Origin of the sequence: Mesorhizobium sp. GbtcB19 (genome assembly GCF_019091085.1) — a bacterium.
Taxonomy (GTDB): Bacteria; Pseudomonadota; Alphaproteobacteria; order Rhizobiales; family Rhizobiaceae; genus Mesorhizobium.
The window spans coordinates 427511-442365 of the sequence record NZ_JAGXJY010000003.1; the positions used below are offsets into that span (position 1 = coordinate 427511).

A 14855-nucleotide genomic window follows, 5' to 3' on the forward strand; every position below is an offset into this window, starting at 1 on the left:
CGCTGGCTTCCCGGTGATCAACTCGGCTTGAAGCCGTGCAGCAGTCCGCCATTTTCGTGCTGAGCGGCAACAGCCGGAGCACCCGTCATGGACCTCGCCTTCTCTTCGATCCCGGAAATCGCCGCCGCGATCGCGGCGCGCAAAATATCGGCGGTCGAGGCGCTCGACGCACATCTGGCACGGATCGACCGGCACAATGAGACGCTGAATGCCGTCGTCATCCTCGACCGGGAGGGAGCACGCGAACGCGCCCGGCAAGCCGATGCGGCGCAGGCTAACGGCGACAGGCTTGGACCGCTGCACGGCGTGCCTTTCACCCTGAAGGACGCGCATGAGACGGCGGGCATGAGGACGACCGCCGGTTTTCCCCCTTTCGCCGACTATACGGCCAGGCAGGACAGTCCGGTCGTTGCGCGGCTGAAGGCGGCAGGCGCGGTGCTGGTCGGCAAGACCAACGTGGCGACCATGCTGGGCGACTGGCAGTCGGACAACCCGCTGTTCGGACGGACCGGGAACCCGTGGAATGTGTCGCGCACCGCCGGTGGCTCCAGCGGTGGTGCCGCGGCAGCGATCGCGGCGGGCATGACGCCTTTCGAGGTCGGCACCGACATGCAGGATTCTGTCCGTCTGCCGGCCGCCTTTTGCGGCGTCTACGGCCTGAAGCCGACCGAGCATCGTGTCTCGCTGGCCGGCGCTTTCCCCAATCCGGGCGACTCGCCGCGCAGCGTGCGGCTGATGTCCTGCGTCGGTCCGCTGGCGCGCAGCGCCGAGGATCTGGCCCTGATTTATCGCATCATCGCCGGGCCGGACGGAGCGGACGTGGATTTGCCGCCGGTACCCGTGGAGACGATGCCGAAGCTCGAGCTGAAATCGCTGCGTATAGCCTTCGCCGGCGGGTTCTCCGGTTTCCCGGTGGTCGCCGAGATCAGCGCCGCGCTGGAGAAGCTGGCGGCGCAGCTCGCGTCCGCCGGCGCGCGCGTCGAGGCCGCGAGATTGCCGGCGCTCGATCTGCACGACGACCTCGCCGAGGGCGGCAAGCTGATCGGCATGATGCTCGAGGCTGCCCAACCGGAGCCGCCGGGCCAGCCGACACCGGTATCGTCGTGGTTCGCGGCGCTCGCCCGCCGCGATCGCTCGATCCTCGCCTGGGAACGCTTCTTCGAAAGCTGCGATGCCTTGCTCTGTCCGGTCGCCATGACGACGGCCTTCCCGCATTGCAAGCCCGGCAGTCCGCTCGAGGTCAACGGCAAGGGCGAAAGCTATTGGATGCTGCCGGCTCACGGCGCGGTCTTTAACTACTCCGGCCATCCGGCAGTGGCATTCCCTTGCGGGCAGGATAGCGATGGCTTGCCGATCGGCCTGCAACTGGTCGGCCGGCATTGGTCGGAAGCGCGGCTGCTCGGCATTGTGGCCGCGATTGCGCCGCTCGCTGGCGGCTTTTGCCGGCCGCCGGGTTATTGAGCGAAACGCTCCAGCCCGTAAGGCTTGAGCAACGCATCGCGCTCGCCCTCGAGGATTTCTCGCGTGGCAAACAGGCCGATGGCCGGCGCCAGTGTGATGCCGGAATGCATCACGGCGATATAAAGGCCGCCGACGCCCTCGGCGCGGCCGATGATCGGAAAACCGTCGACCGGATTGGGCCGGTAGCCGACCGTGTGGAAATCGAGCTCCAGACTGTCCGAGCCACGCAATGCGCCCTTCATAGCTGCGAATAAGTCGCGCGCCGTGGCTTCCGTGTTTTCGCCAGGATCGCCGCCGGCGAAATCCGAGCCGGCGATGATGCGGCCCTCGGCCGTCTGGCGCATATGCAGTCTGTCGGCATGCACCAGCCCGTTGAGCAGCTTTCCATGGGGACGTGAGTGCACGATGAGACCTGGCGGAGTCTCGATCGGCAATTCGATGCCGGCCGTTGCGGCTACCGCCGGCGCACCTGTGCCGGCCGCGATGACGATGTCGTCCGCGCTGATGGTTTCGCCCGAAACGACCACGCCTGTGACCTTGCCGTCACCGAATGTCAGCCTCTCCACCGTGCCGGTCGCCACCCGCGCGCCAAGCCGTTCGGCATCCGCCAGCAACGCCTTGGCGGTTGCGACGGGTTCAGCCACGCCTTCTTCCGCAACGTAAACGGCGAAATCGGGCGGGTCGACAAGGTTAGGTTCGATTTGCGCCGCCCGCTCACGGTCGACGCGCTCGATGCCGTATCCCCATGACGAGTGTTCGGCAGCGTAGGCTTCCAGCTTGTCGGCGGGCAGATCAAAGCACAGGCCGCCGCACCAGGCGAGCGGCAGCCCTGGCACGTCCTTCGCCAGCCTCTTCCACTCGGCCATGGCGCGGACACGCAGTCGGAAATAGGTCTCGGGATTGCCCCAGCTGGCATTGATCCAGGCGAAGGAATTGGGTGTGGCGACACCGCCGGCACCGCTTGTCGAGATGACCGTCACCCGCGCGCCGGCTTTCGTCAGGTGCCAGGCGATCGAAGCGCCGATGATGCCGGCGCCGATGACGATGATTTCTTTCGCCACGCTGCTCTCCATCCCTGTTCGCGGTGAAGGTCTCCACCTGCCATTTGCGGGAGCTTTTGCCAATGCAAACTTCTGAGCTTGACATCAATACGTACGTACGTATTATGTCGGTATGGCTAGACAATCACTCCGCGAAAATCTCCTCGAGGCCGGCTTCCAGACCATCTGGAATGCCGGCTACACCGCCGCCGGCGTCCGCGACATCGTTGCGGCCGCGGGAGCCCGGCCGGGCTCCTTCACCAACCATTTTGCCTCGAAGGAAGAATTCGCCGGCGAGGTGCTGGAACGCTACTTCGCCTATGTCAGCGGCTTGGTGGAGAACGCGCTGGCGCGAGACGGCACGCCGCCCATCGGCAGGCTCCGCCGCTACCTCGAAATCATCACCTCCAAGCTCGAGGCGCATGACTGGGCGCGCGGCTGCATGATCGGCAATCTCAGCCTCGAAACGGCCGTGCACAGCGAACCGCTGCGGCTCAGGCTGGTCGACATCTTCGAGCGCTGGCGCCGACCCTTCGCGGCCTGCATCGCCGAGGGTCAGGCTGCAGGCGAGATCACCAAGGCTTTCGATGCCGAGGACCTCGCCGATTTCCTGCTGTCGTCCTGGCAGGGCGCAATGCTGCGCATGAAGGTCGAGCGCAGTCCGGAACCGCTCGAGCGGTTCAAGAAAATCATCTTCAGCACCGTGTTCGGAAGGGAGTGATTCCGATGAATTCGACGACAGAGAAAGTTCCGCTGCGACGTGGCGAGATCGCCGTGCTTGATTCCACGATGTCCTATCTGGAGGCCGGCACGTCCGGCCCGACCGTGCTGTTCCTGCACGGCAACCCGACCTCTTCCTACATATGGCGAAACATCATTCCGCATGTCGCGCCGTTCGGCCGCTGCATCGCGCCCGACCTGATCGGCTACGGCCAGTCGGGCAAGCCCGACATCGATTATCGCTTCTTCGATCAGGTCCGCTATCTCGACGCCTTCATCGAAGCGCTCGATCTCAAGGACCTGGTGCTCGTCGCGCAGGACTGGGGCACGGCGCTGGCATTCCATTTTGCGGCGCGGCGGCCCAGGCGCGTCCTCGGCCTCGCCTTCATGGAGTTCATTCGGCCCTTCGAGCGCTGGGAGGATTTCCACCAGCGTCCGCAGGCGCGCGAATTGTTCAAGGCGCTGCGCACGCCGGGCGCCGGCGAGAAGCTGGTGCTGGAGGAGAACGTCTTCGTCGAAAAGATCCTGCCTGCTTCCATCTTGCGCAAGATGAGCGCGGAGGAGATGGACGCTTACCGTGCGCCGTTCCCGACGCCGCAGTCGCGCAAGCCGGCGCTGCGCCTGCCGCGCGAACTGCCGATCGAGAACCAGCCGGCGGATGTCGCGGCGATCAGCGAGCACGATCATCGCGCGCTGCGGCTTTCCTCCTATCCGAAGCTGCTGTTCGCCGGCGATCCAGGCGCTCTGATCTCAGCACAGGCGGCAAAGGAGTTCGCGGCGGGACTGAAGAACTGCCGCTTCATCGACCTGGGTCCGGGCGCCCACTATCTGCAGGAAGATCACCCCGATGCGATCGGCGAGGCGATCGCCGGCTGGCTGCCTCAGATCGCCAGGGCGGAAAGCGCGGCCGAGCCGGCTTGAGCCGGAGAGGCGGGCAAGGCCCCATGTCGACAGGCCGGCGCCACGCTGGTAGAAGCGCCGCCTGTCACACGGAACGCCTTAAAAAGAAATGCCCGAAACGATACCTGAAGAGGTTGCGCGCCGCCGCACCTTCGCGATCATCGCGCACCCCGACGCCGGCAAGACGACGCTCACCGAAAAGCTGCTGCTGTTCGGCGGCGCGATCCAGCTTGCCGGCGAGGTCAAGGCCAAGAAAGACCGCATCCAGACGCGGTCCGACTGGATGAAGATCGAGCGCGAGCGCGGCATCTCGGTCGTCACCTCGGTGATGACCTTCGAATATGACGACAACGTCTTCAACCTGCTCGACACGCCCGGCCACGAGGATTTCGCCGACGACACCTACCGCACGCTCTCGGCGGTGGATTCGGCCGTCATGGTCATCGACGCCGCCAAGGGCATCGAGCCGCGCACGCTGAAGCTGTTCGAGGTCTGCCGCCTGCGCGACATCCCGATCATCACTTTCGTCAACAAAATGGACCGCGAGAGCCGCGACCCGTTCGAGATACTGGACGAGATCGAGCAGAAGCTGGCGCTCGACACCGCGCCGGTCACCTGGCCGATCGGCCGCGGCAAGACGTTTTCCGGCACTTACCATCTGGCGCAGAACGCCGTGCGCCGCAGCGACGACGAGAAGGAGCGCACGCCGGTCAACGGCCCGGATTCCAACCGCGTCGCCGGGCTTTTGCCGGAAAACGAGCGCAACGACTTCATCGAGGAGTTGGAGCTCGCGCGGGAAGCTTGCCGGCCTCTTGATATTGAAGCCTTTCGCGAAGGCCATCTGACCCCGGTCTATTTCGGCTCGGCGCTCCGCAATTACGGCGTGCGCGACCTGATCGAGGCGCTCGGCGCCTACGGCCCGCCGCCGCGCGCCCAGGAAGCCGATGAGCGCACGGTGGAGGCGACCGAGGACAAGATGACGTCCTTCGTCTTCAAGATCCAGGCCAACATGGATCCCAACCATCGCGACCGCATCGCCTTCGTCCGCGTCTGCTCTGGCAAGCTGGAGCGCGGCATGAAGGCCAAGCTCGTGCGCACCGGCAAGCCGATGAGCCTTTCGGCACCGCAGTTCTTCTTCGCCCGCACCCGCGTCACCGCCGACGAGGCTTTTGCCGGCGACGTCGTCGGCATCCCCAACCACGGCACGCTGCGCATCGGCGACACGCTGACCGAGGGCGAGGAGATCCTGTTCCGCGGCGTGCCGAACTTCGCGCCCGAAATCCTGCGCCGCGTCCGCCTCGGCGACGCCATGAAGGCCAAGAAGCTCAAGGAAGCGCTGCACCAGATGGCCGAGGAAGGCGTCGTGCAGCTGTTCTCGCCCGAGGACGGCTCGCCGGCCATCGTCGGCGTCGTCGGCGCCCTGCAGCTCGACGTGCTGAAGGAACGGCTCAACATCGAATACACGCTGCCGGTGGATTTCGAGATGTCGCGCTTCTCCGTCTGCCGCTGGATTTCGGCCGACGACAGGGCGGAAGTGCAACGCTTCATCGAATCGCATCGCGGCGACATCGCCCGCGATCTCGACAACGATCCGGTCTTCCTCGCCCAGCACGCCTTCTCGCTGAATTACGAAGCCGAGCGCTGGAAAGCGATCCGCTTTACAGCGGTGAAGGACTATCAGGTTCGCGACAAGGCGGCGTAGGCACGGCCTTCCCTTCTCCCCTTGTGGGAGAATGTGGATCGGCGCGCAGCGCCGAGACGGATGAGGGGTGTTCCAGCGGAGTGAGGCGTTGGCGTTCCCTGGAACACCCCTCATCCGTCGCCTTCGGCGACACCTTCTCCCACAGGGGGAGAAGGGAAAGTCGCGCTCACCCCTTCGCCGCCGCCTCCAGCTTGTCGATCTCGATCTTGCCCATCTTCATCATGGCGTCCATGACGCGGCCGGCCTTGCCCCGGTCGGGGTCTTGAAGCAGACGCGGCAGCTGCTCCGGCACGACCTGCCAGGAAACGCCGAATCTGTCCTTCAGCCACCCGCAAGGTCCTGGCTCGCCGCCACCTTCGGTAAGCCTGGTCCAGAAATGATCGACCTCGGCTTGCGTCTTGCAGTCGATCGACAGCGAGATCGCCTCGGTGAACTTGTATTGCGGTCCGCCGTTCAGCGCCAGGAACTGAACACCATCGAGCTCGAACGAGGCGACCAGCACCCGGCCTTGCTGCGGATGGCCTTCGGGCCAGCGCGTCACGCTCAGCACCTTCGAATTCTTGAAGATGGAGATGTAATGGTTCATCGCGTCTTCGGCCTGGGTGTCGAACCACAGGAAGGTGGTGATCTTCTGCATCGTTTTCTCCTTTGGGCTTTCTTGGGGAAGGGGTCAGGCGGCGCCTCTGGCGGCCGCGTTTTGCAGCGACGCGAGATGGGCATCGAGCTGCGCGTAACTGTCGGCCATGCCCGAGGTCATGCCGGTGCCGAGCGCGCCGTCGCGCGCGGCCTGCGATGCGTAGAGGATCGTCTGCGTCAGCAGCGTCTTGCCGTCGACCTCGGCGAAAACCACGGTTCCAAGCGTCTCGCCGCCGGTCCAATCCTCGTCGAACAACTCGCTGGCCACGATCAGGCTCGGCCGGACGATCTCGCGGTAGGTTGCGCTCATGCCCATCGCCTGTCCGTCGCGATGACGCCACACATAGCGTGCCTTCCCATCGACCCTGAGGTCGATCTCGCACACATCCAGCCGCCAGCCCTCTGGACCATGCAGCCAGCCCTTGAGCAACTCGGGAACAGTCCAGCAATCGAACACCATCGCACGCGGCGCATTGAAGATGCGGGTTATGCGCACCTCGCGATCGCTGGGAGTTGTAACGGTCAGCGTCGCGACGGTCGGGCCTGGCAATCTCGTGGTGCTCATCGAAAGTCCTCTCTTGCGCTTGCTGAACCCAAGGACGTCCGGCCAGCCGCCGGTCCGACACGACCGAAGTTTTTCTGATCAGGCCGTGTGCCATAGGCCGGATACGCCCAGCTTCGGCTATTGTTCCGCCTCGCCCGGGTTGTTGCTGGCCTGCAATGCGCCCAGCAAGGCGTCGAGCCGCTGGAAATTGCCTTCCCAGATCTTGCGGTAGCGCTCCAGCCACTCGGTGGCCTCGGCCAGCGGTTTCACTTCGAGCCGGCATGGCCGGCGCTGCGCATCGCGGCCGCGCGAGATCAGGCCTGCGTTCTCGAGCACCTTGAGATGTTTCGAGATCGACGGCTGGCTCATGGCGAAAGGCTCGGCAAGTTCCATCACCGAAGCTTCGCCGTCGATCAGCCGCGCGAGAATGGCGCGCCGCGTCGGGTCGGAAAGCGCTGCAAAAGTAATGTCGAGTTGGTTCATATTAGATAGCCAATCAGTTATATTCCTAAATGGCTATATACAAATCGACATCGATGGTCAACCAGCTTCCTGGCGCAGTGCAAAATGGTGGTCATGCCGGACCATGGCCGCTATAACCGCTGCCGACTAAAATTTGAGCGCCGCCCGCCGCGCGCCGGCGCGGCCAGCCAGCAAGGACAATTCGATGCCCGCCTATCGTTCCCGCACCACCACCCATGGCCGCAACATGGCCGGCGCCCGCGGCCTGTGGCGCGCCACCGGCATGAAGGATTCGGATTTCGGCAAGCCGATCATCGCGGTGGTCAATTCCTTCACCCAGTTCGTGCCGGGCCACGTGCATCTGAAGGACCTCGGCCAGTTGGTCGCGCGCGAGATCGAGAAGGCCGGCGGCGTCGCCAAGGAATTCAACACCATCGCCGTCGATGACGGCATCGCCATGGGCCATGACGGCATGCTCTATTCGCTGCCGTCGCGCGAGCTGATCGCCGATTCCGTCGAGTACATGGTCAACGCGCATTGCGCCGACGCCATGGTCTGCATCTCCAATTGCGACAAGATCACTCCCGGCATGCTGATGGCGTCGCTGCGTCTCAACATCCCGACCGTCTTCGTCTCCGGCGGCCCGATGGAGGCCGGCAAGGTGGTGCTGGCCGGCAAGGCGCAGGCGCTCGATCTGGTCGACGCCATGGTCGCGGCCGCCGACGACAAGATCTCCGACGAGGATGTCAAGGTCATCGAGCGCTCGGCCTGCCCGACCTGCGGCTCGTGTTCCGGCATGTTCACCGCCAATTCCATGAACTGCCTGACCGAGGCGCTCGGCCTGTCGCTGCCGGGTAACGGTTCGACGTTGGCCACCCATGCCGATCGCAAGCGCCTGTTTGTCGAGGCCGGCCATCTCGTCGTCGATCTCGCCCAGCGCTATTACGAGCAGGAAGACGAAAGCGCCTTGCCGCGCAGCATCGCTTCGAAGGGCGCCTTCGAGAACGCCATGGCCCTCGACATCGCCATGGGCGGCTCGACCAACACGGTGCTGCACATCCTCGCCGCCGCGCACGAGGGCGAGGTCGACTTCACCATGGAAGATATCGACCGTCTGTCGCGCAAGGTGCCGGTGCTGTGCAAGGTGGCGCCCGCCAAGTCCGACGTGCACATGGAGGACGTCCATCGCGCCGGCGGCATCATGGCCATCCTCGGCCAGCTCGACGCCGCCGGCCTGATCAACCGCGACCTGCCGACAGTGCACACCGCCACCCTCGGCGAAGCGCTCGACCATTGGGATATCTCGCGCAGCTCGGCCGAGAATGTCCGCGAGTTCTTCCTCGCCGCGCCCGGCGGCGTGCCGACCCAGGTCGCCTTCAGCCAGGATCGCCGCTGGGACGAACTCGACACGAACCGCGAGACGGGCGTCATCCGCTCGGCAAAGACGCCGTTCTCGAAGGACGGCGGCCTTGCGGTGCTGAAAGGCAATCTGGCGCTCGACGGCTGCATCGTGAAGACCGCCGGCGTCGACGAGTCGATCCTGAAGTTCACCGGCCCGGCCCGCGTCTTCGAAAGCCAGGACGCCTCGGTGAAGGCGATCCTCGGCAACGAGATCAAGGCCGGCGACATCGTCGTCATCCGCTATGAGGGGCCGCGCGGCGGCCCGGGCATGCAGGAAATGCTCTACCCGACCAGCTACCTGAAGTCGAAGGGCCTCGGCAAAGCCTGTGCGCTGATCACCGACGGCCGCTTCTCCGGCGGCACGTCGGGCCTGTCGATCGGCCACGTCTCGCCGGAAGCCGCCGAAGGCGGCGCCATCGGCCTGGTTCAGGAAGGCGATACGATCGAGATCGACATCCCCAACCGCACCATCCGCCTCGCCATCAGCGATGCCGAACTCGACGCGCGGCGAGCTGCCATGAACGCCAAGGGCGCGGACGCCTGGAAGCCGGCGGAAAAGCGCAAGCGCAAGGTGACCACCGCGCTGCGCGCCTACGCCGCCTTCGCCACCAGCGCCGACAAGGGCGCGGTGCGCAAAGTGCCGGAGTGAGAAAGCGCTTCTCCTTCTCCCCTTGTGGGAGAAGGTGGATCGGCGCGCAGCGCCGAGACGGATGAGGGGTGTTCCAGCGGAGTGAGACGCTGGCGTTTCCTGGAACACCCCTCATCCGTCGCCTTCGGCGACACCTTCTCCCACAAGAAGGGGAGAAGGGGAGCGCCGCGTTACGGCATCAACTGATACTCATAGAGCTTCTGGTACAGCCCGCCCTGCCTGAGCAGCGTCTTATGCGGGCCGCTTTCCAGCACCTTGCCCTTCTCCAGCACCACGATCGTGTCGGCCTGGTGCACGGTCGACAGCCGGTGCGCGATCACGATCGTCGTGCGCCCCACGGTCAGCTGCTGCAGCGCGTCGCGGAACAGCGCTTCCGACTCGGCGTCGAGCGCGCTGGTCGCCTCGTCGAGCAGCAGGATCTCGGCATTGCGCAGCATGGCGCGCGCGATCGAGATGCGCTGGCGCTGGCCGCCGGACAGCAGCGCGCCGTTCTCGCCCACGTCCGTCTCGTAGCCCTTGGCCATGGCGCTGATGAACTCGTGCGCGTTGGCGGCCCTGGCGGCGGCGATCACCTCCGCGTCGGTCGCATCCTCCCGACCAAGGCGGATATTGTGCATGATTGTTCCGGCAAACAGGAAGGTGTCCTGGCTGACATAGGCGATCTTGCGCCTGAGCGAATCGAGCGTGGCGAAAGAAATGTCCTGGCCGTCGAACTCCACCTTGCCGGTCTGCGGGTCATACATGCGCATGATGAGGTTCAGGATCGTCGACTTGCCGCTGCCGGACGGCCCGACCAGCGCCGTCATCTTGCCGGCTGCCAGCGTCAGGTTGAAACCCTCGAACACCGGCGGGCTTTCCGGATAGGCGAAGTCGACATTGTCGAAGCGGATTTCGCCCGGGCCTGCTCGCAGCGGCTTGGCGTCCGGCTTTTCGGCGAGCGTCAGCGGCCGGTCGGCGAGCTGGAACATCATGCGCACGCCGACGATGCCGGTCTCGAGCGAGATGCGCACGCGCGCCAGGCGCTTTGCCGGCTCATAGGCCAGCAGCAGCGCCGCGATGAAGGCCATGATGTTGCCCGGCATCTGGCCGCCCTGCAGCACCAGGAAGCCGCTGACAAAGACCGCGCCGGCGATTGCCAGCCCGGCCAGCGTTTCCATCACCGGGCTGGTGGCGGCCTCCAGCGTGGCGATGTTGTTGGCGCGGTTCTCGACATCCGAGACCGCCTTGTACATGCGCTTGCGCATCGCGCCTTCGAGATTGAAGGATTTGACGACGCGCACGCCGATCGCCGTTTCCTGCATCACATGCACGATCTGGCCGAGCGAGCGGAATTCCATGGCGGCGATGCTGCGCACACGTTTCAGGATGAGGTTGACGCCATAGACCGCAACCGGTCCGACGACGAAACAGATCAGCGACAGCGCCGGCTGCTGCCACACCATGACCACCACCAGCACGATCAGCGTCACCAGGTCGCGCACATAGGAGGTGACGACGAGGTCGAGCACGCTGCGGGCGGCCTGCGCATTGTTGGTCATGCGGGTGATCAGGTCCGACGACGACGTCGAATGATAGAATTCGATGCCTTGCGCGAGAATCTGGTCGTAGATCTTGCGCTGCCGGTCGGCAATGATGGCATTGCCGACACGGCTCATGAAATAGCTCTGGACGAAGGTTGCGAGGCCTTTGACGACGAAGATCGTGGCCACCCCCGCGGCGATCAGGTTGACGCGGTCGATCCTCTTGTAGATCACGAACTCGTTGGTGATCTCCTTCAGGATCCAGGCGCTGGCGCCCGTCATGACGGCTACCACCAGCATCGACACTATGGCCGCGCCATAGCCGAACTTATGCTCGTGGAACGACTCCCTCACCAGCCTCGCGATGAGGCGCTGGTTTTCCGTCGAGCGGAAGAAGCGAAACAACGGCCGATCCTGTGTCTGGCTGCACGAATTTCGGATTCGCCACCGGGGCGAGAGGCGGCTTATAGAGCGAGTTGCGGCGCGATGGAACCTTTCGGCCGCCGGGGAAAGAAAAGGCTGCTTCAGGCTGTCTTTTCGGCCACGATGGCTGCCGATTCTTGAAAAGGGTGACGACAGATGGATTTCGACCTCATCGTGCGCGGCGGCACGCTGCCGGATGGCAGGATTGCCGATATCGGCATTGCCGGCGAGACCATTCGCGCGATCGAGCAGAAACTGCCGGACTCCGCGCCGAGCGAGATCGATGCGCGCGGCAATCTCGTGTCGCCGCCCTTCGTCGACCCGCATTTCCACATGGACGCCACGCTGTCCTACGGCATCCCGCGCATCAACGCGTCAGGCACGCTGCTCGAAGGCATCGCGCTCTGGGGCGAACTGAAGCCGCTGCTGACGCATGAGGCGGTGCGCGACCGCGCGCTCGCCTATTGCGACTGGGCTGTGTCGATGGGCCTGCTTGCCATTCGTACCCACGTCGATGTCTGCGACGACCGGTTGCTCGCGGTGGAAGCGTTGCTCGACGTCAGGAAGACCGTCGCGCCCTACATCGACCTGCAACTGGTCGCATTCCCGCAGGACGGCCTATACCGCTCGCCGACCGCGCTGGAAAACACCGTCCGCGCGCTCGACATGGGCGTCGACATCGTCGGCGGCATCCCGCATTTCGAGCGCACCATGGCCGACGGCACCCGCTCGGTGACGGAGCTTTGCGAGATCGCCGCCAAGCGCGGCCTGATGGTCGACATGCATTGCGACGAGACCGATGACCCGCTGTCGCGCCATATCGAGCAGCTCGCCTATGAAACGCAGCGGCTCGGCCTGCAGGGCAGGGTGGCCGGCTCGCATCTGACGTCGATGCATTCGATGGACAATTACTACGTCTCGAAGCTGTTGCCGCTGATCGCGGAGGCCGGCGTCTCGGCCATCCCCAACCCGCTGATCAACATCATGCTGCAGGGGCGCCACGACACCTTCCCGAAGCGGCGCGGCCTGACCCGGGTGAAGGAGATGCTGGCGCTCGGCATCCGCGTCGGCTGGGGCCAGGATTGCGTGCTCGACCCCTGGTATTCGCTGGGCACGGCCGACATGCTCGACGTCGCCTTCATGGGCCTGCACGTCGCGCAGATGTCGAGCCCGGCCGACATGGCGCGCTGCTTCGACATGGTCACCAACGTCAACGCCGCCATCATGGGCCTCGATCATCTCGGCCTCGCCGTCGGCAAGCGCGCCAGCCTCGTCGTGCTCGACGCCGGCAACCCGATCGAGGCCGTTCGCCTGCGCCCCGAACGTCTCTGCGTCATCGCCAGGGGCAAGGTCGTGGCCGAGCGGACCAGGCAGGAAACCAGGCTGTCGATCTCGGGGCGGCCGGCGCAGGTCAACCGGCGGCACAAGACCAGCTAGAACCAGCCGAATCCCGCTGCTGGTCTCACCGATCGGCCGAATTACCCTCGTCAAACCGGCTGCTTGCGGCTAGGGAGCCGGCATGGCTCAGCCCCTTGCCCGCAACTTTACGATCAGGAACGTGCTGCTGGCCGGCATCCTTCTGATGCTGGCCGGCGACTTCATGTTCGCGCTCAACGACGCGATGGGCAAATGGCTGGTCGCCTCCTTTTCCGTCGGACAGGTGGTGCTGATCCGGTCGATCGGCGCCTTCATCGTGCTCGGCCCGATGATCGCCAACCAGGGCACGGGCAAGCTGTTTCACATGGAACGGCCGCTTCTGCAGGTCCTGCGTGTCGTCGCCACCACCACCGATACCGCGCTTTTCTACGCCGCGGTCGTCTACCTGCCGCTCGCCGACGTGATGAGCTTCTACATGGCAGGGCCGATCTACGTCGCGGCATTGTCGCACCTGCTGCTCGGCGAAAAGGTCGGCTGGCGCCGCTGGCTGGCCATCCTGGTCGGCTTCTGCGGCGTGCTGATCATCCTGAAGCCGTCCTCGGCGGCCTTCTCCATGTCTTCCGGCTTCGCGCTGGTCGGCAGCATCGCTTTCGCCTTCGCCATCATCCTGAGTCGCCTGCTGCGCGGCACCAGCGACACGACCCTGGTCACCTGGCAGACCATCGGCACGCTGCTGGTCGGCGGCGCGCTTGCCATCGGCGCCTGGCGCGCGCCGTCGGCGCTCGATTTCGGCGCCATGCTCCTGCTCGGCGTCGTCTCCTGCGCCGCCCATCTGATGATCACACGGGCGCTGAAGCTGGCGCCCGCCTCGACGCTGGCACCGCTGCATTACAGCCTGCTGCTTTGGGCGATCGTCTTCGGCCTCGCCTTCTTCGGCGACGTGCCGAGCCTGCGCATCCTGGTCGGCGCGGCCATCGTCGTGCTCGCCGGCATGTTCATCTTCCATCGCCAGAAGGTGGTGGAGACCGAGGTGCCGCCGGAGAACGTGCCGAAGGGCGTGAACTGACGTCAGGATTTTTCGCCGCTCAACCGGCGCGCACGGCCGCAAGATGGCGCGAGAACTCCGCCGCCTCCATCAGCGCCTTGCAGCGGGCGAAGCGGCCGTCGGCATAGGCGCGGAAATCGTCGACCGGATTGTTGTTGGCGAGTTGGATCAGCCCCCACAGCGTCCATAAGAGGTCGCACATCGCTTTGTAGATGACGACGCGGCCGCGCTCGGCCGGTCGCGCCTCGCCGCCGAAATAGGCGCGCATCAGCTCCTCGTCCTGGCCCTCGTCGAACTGGCCCTCGACCGAGAGGTCGCCGAGGTCCCACAGCGGATCGTTCATGCCGGAATACTCCCAGTCGACGATCCACATCCGCTCGCCCGTATCGAGAAAATTCTCGCACAGCGGATCGCAATGGCAGGCGGCAAGCTCGATCGGGTGCGCATCAAGGGCGGCGCGCACCGCGCCTGCTTCGCGCACCACGTCATGATAGCCTGCGGGCAGCGCCACATCCTTGGTCGACAGAACCTTGAGATAGTCGTCGATCATCGCGAACAGTTCGAAGCGGAAGGGAAACACCGCGCCCGACGTATGCAGCTTGCGGAAGGCCTCGCCCGCGCGGGCCGGGCTCCCCTTGCGCGTTTTGAATTTCTCCGGCGACATCGTCTCGGCGCCGGCAATGAAGCGCGTCGCCATCCGGCCGGTTGCCGGATCGGCATAAAGCACTTCCGGGCTGACGCCGGCCTTGGCCGCTTCGCGCGCCGCCACGGCCTCGTTGGCGCGGTTGATATATTCTTCCGTGCCCTTACCGGGAATGCGCAGACAGACTTCGCCGGCCCTGTAGACCATGTTGGTCAGGCCGCCGAGCCGCTCCAGCGCTCCGTCATAGCCCGCCAGCATCGGAATGGCCGCCAGCGCCGCGCGCAACTCGTCGGTCATGTCGTGTCCCCGCTTCACGCCATTTGTTACGGCTC

Annotated in this window: 13 protein-coding genes; 7 read left to right on the plus strand and 6 right to left on the minus strand. The window is 65.1% G+C overall.

Annotated features, from left to right (window positions below):
• Positions 1 to 87 precede the first annotated feature (87 nt).
• A complete protein-coding gene (locus KVT37_RS08725; protein WP_217571710.1) occupies positions 88 to 1461 on the plus strand; it encodes an amidase in 1374 nt (457 codons plus the stop codon).
• On the opposite strand, the gene KVT37_RS08730 is transcribed toward KVT37_RS08725, so the two are convergent.
• Positions 1455 to 2534, minus strand: a complete 1080-nt coding sequence (locus KVT37_RS08730) for an FAD-binding oxidoreductase (RefSeq protein WP_217571712.1) — start codon at positions 2532 to 2534, stop codon at positions 1455 to 1457. The two genes, KVT37_RS08725 and KVT37_RS08730, sit on opposite strands and share 7 nt — an antisense overlap.
• A 100-nt stretch (positions 2535 to 2634) precedes the next feature.
• Here KVT37_RS08730 and KVT37_RS08735 point away from each other — a divergent pair, with 100 nt between their 5' ends.
• The 3 genes from KVT37_RS08735 (at position 2635) to KVT37_RS08745 (ending at position 5823) form a co-directional block, all read left to right on the plus strand.
• Positions 2635 to 3222 carry a TetR/AcrR family transcriptional regulator gene (locus tag KVT37_RS08735; protein WP_217571714.1) on the plus strand — a complete coding sequence of 196 codons (588 nt, stop codon included), beginning with the start codon at positions 2635 to 2637 and terminating at the stop codon, positions 3220 to 3222.
• A gap of 5 nt (positions 3223 to 3227) precedes the next feature.
• On the plus strand, positions 3228 to 4142 hold the full coding sequence (locus KVT37_RS08740; protein WP_217571716.1) for a haloalkane dehalogenase: 915 nt from the start codon (positions 3228 to 3230) through the stop codon (positions 4140 to 4142).
• Positions 4143 to 4230: 88 nt separating this feature from the next.
• Entirely contained in the window at positions 4231 to 5823 is a 1593-nt protein-coding gene (locus KVT37_RS08745; protein WP_217571718.1) for a peptide chain release factor 3, read from the plus strand.
• Between the two features lie 166 nt (positions 5824 to 5989).
• On the opposite strand, the gene KVT37_RS08750 is transcribed toward KVT37_RS08745, so the two are convergent.
• The 3 genes from KVT37_RS08750 to KVT37_RS08760 form a co-directional block, all read right to left on the minus strand.
• Positions 5990 to 6460, minus strand: coding sequence for a VOC family protein (locus KVT37_RS08750; protein ID WP_217571720.1), 471 nt, complete (start codon positions 6458 to 6460; stop codon positions 5990 to 5992).
• Between the two features lie 33 nt (positions 6461 to 6493).
• A complete protein-coding gene (locus KVT37_RS08755) occupies positions 6494 to 7024 on the minus strand; it encodes an SRPBCC family protein (RefSeq protein ID WP_217571722.1) in 531 nt (176 codons plus the stop codon).
• A gap of 117 nt (positions 7025 to 7141) precedes the next feature.
• Entirely contained in the window at positions 7142 to 7486 is a 345-nt protein-coding gene (locus tag KVT37_RS08760) for a helix-turn-helix transcriptional regulator (protein WP_217571734.1), read from the minus strand.
• A gap of 184 nt (positions 7487 to 7670) precedes the next feature.
• On the opposite strand from KVT37_RS08760, the gene ilvD reads away from it, so the two are divergent.
• Positions 7671 to 9515 carry a dihydroxy-acid dehydratase gene (ilvD, locus tag KVT37_RS08765; protein WP_217571735.1) on the plus strand — a complete coding sequence of 615 codons (1845 nt, stop codon included), beginning with the start codon at positions 7671 to 7673 and terminating at the stop codon, positions 9513 to 9515.
• A gap of 170 nt (positions 9516 to 9685) precedes the next feature.
• Here ilvD and KVT37_RS08770 read toward each other — a convergent pair whose 3' ends face one another.
• Entirely contained in the window at positions 9686 to 11440 is a 1755-nt protein-coding gene (locus KVT37_RS08770; RefSeq protein WP_217571737.1) for an ABC transporter ATP-binding protein, read from the minus strand.
• 174 nt (positions 11441 to 11614) lie between these two features.
• On the opposite strand from KVT37_RS08770, the gene KVT37_RS08775 reads away from it, so the two are divergent.
• Positions 11615 to 12895, plus strand: a complete 1281-nt coding sequence (locus tag KVT37_RS08775) for an amidohydrolase family protein (protein WP_217571739.1) — start codon at positions 11615 to 11617, stop codon at positions 12893 to 12895.
• A gap of 82 nt (positions 12896 to 12977) precedes the next feature.
• Positions 12978 to 13901, plus strand: a complete 924-nt coding sequence (locus tag KVT37_RS08780; RefSeq protein WP_217571741.1) for a DMT family transporter — start codon at positions 12978 to 12980, stop codon at positions 13899 to 13901.
• A 19-nt stretch (positions 13902 to 13920) separates the two neighbouring features.
• On the opposite strand, the gene KVT37_RS08785 is transcribed toward KVT37_RS08780, so the two are convergent.
• Positions 13921 to 14820 (minus strand): phosphotransferase family protein, encoded by a 900-nt coding sequence (locus KVT37_RS08785; RefSeq protein ID WP_217571744.1) that lies wholly within the window; start codon positions 14818 to 14820, stop codon positions 13921 to 13923.
• Positions 14821 to 14855 lie beyond the last annotated feature (35 nt).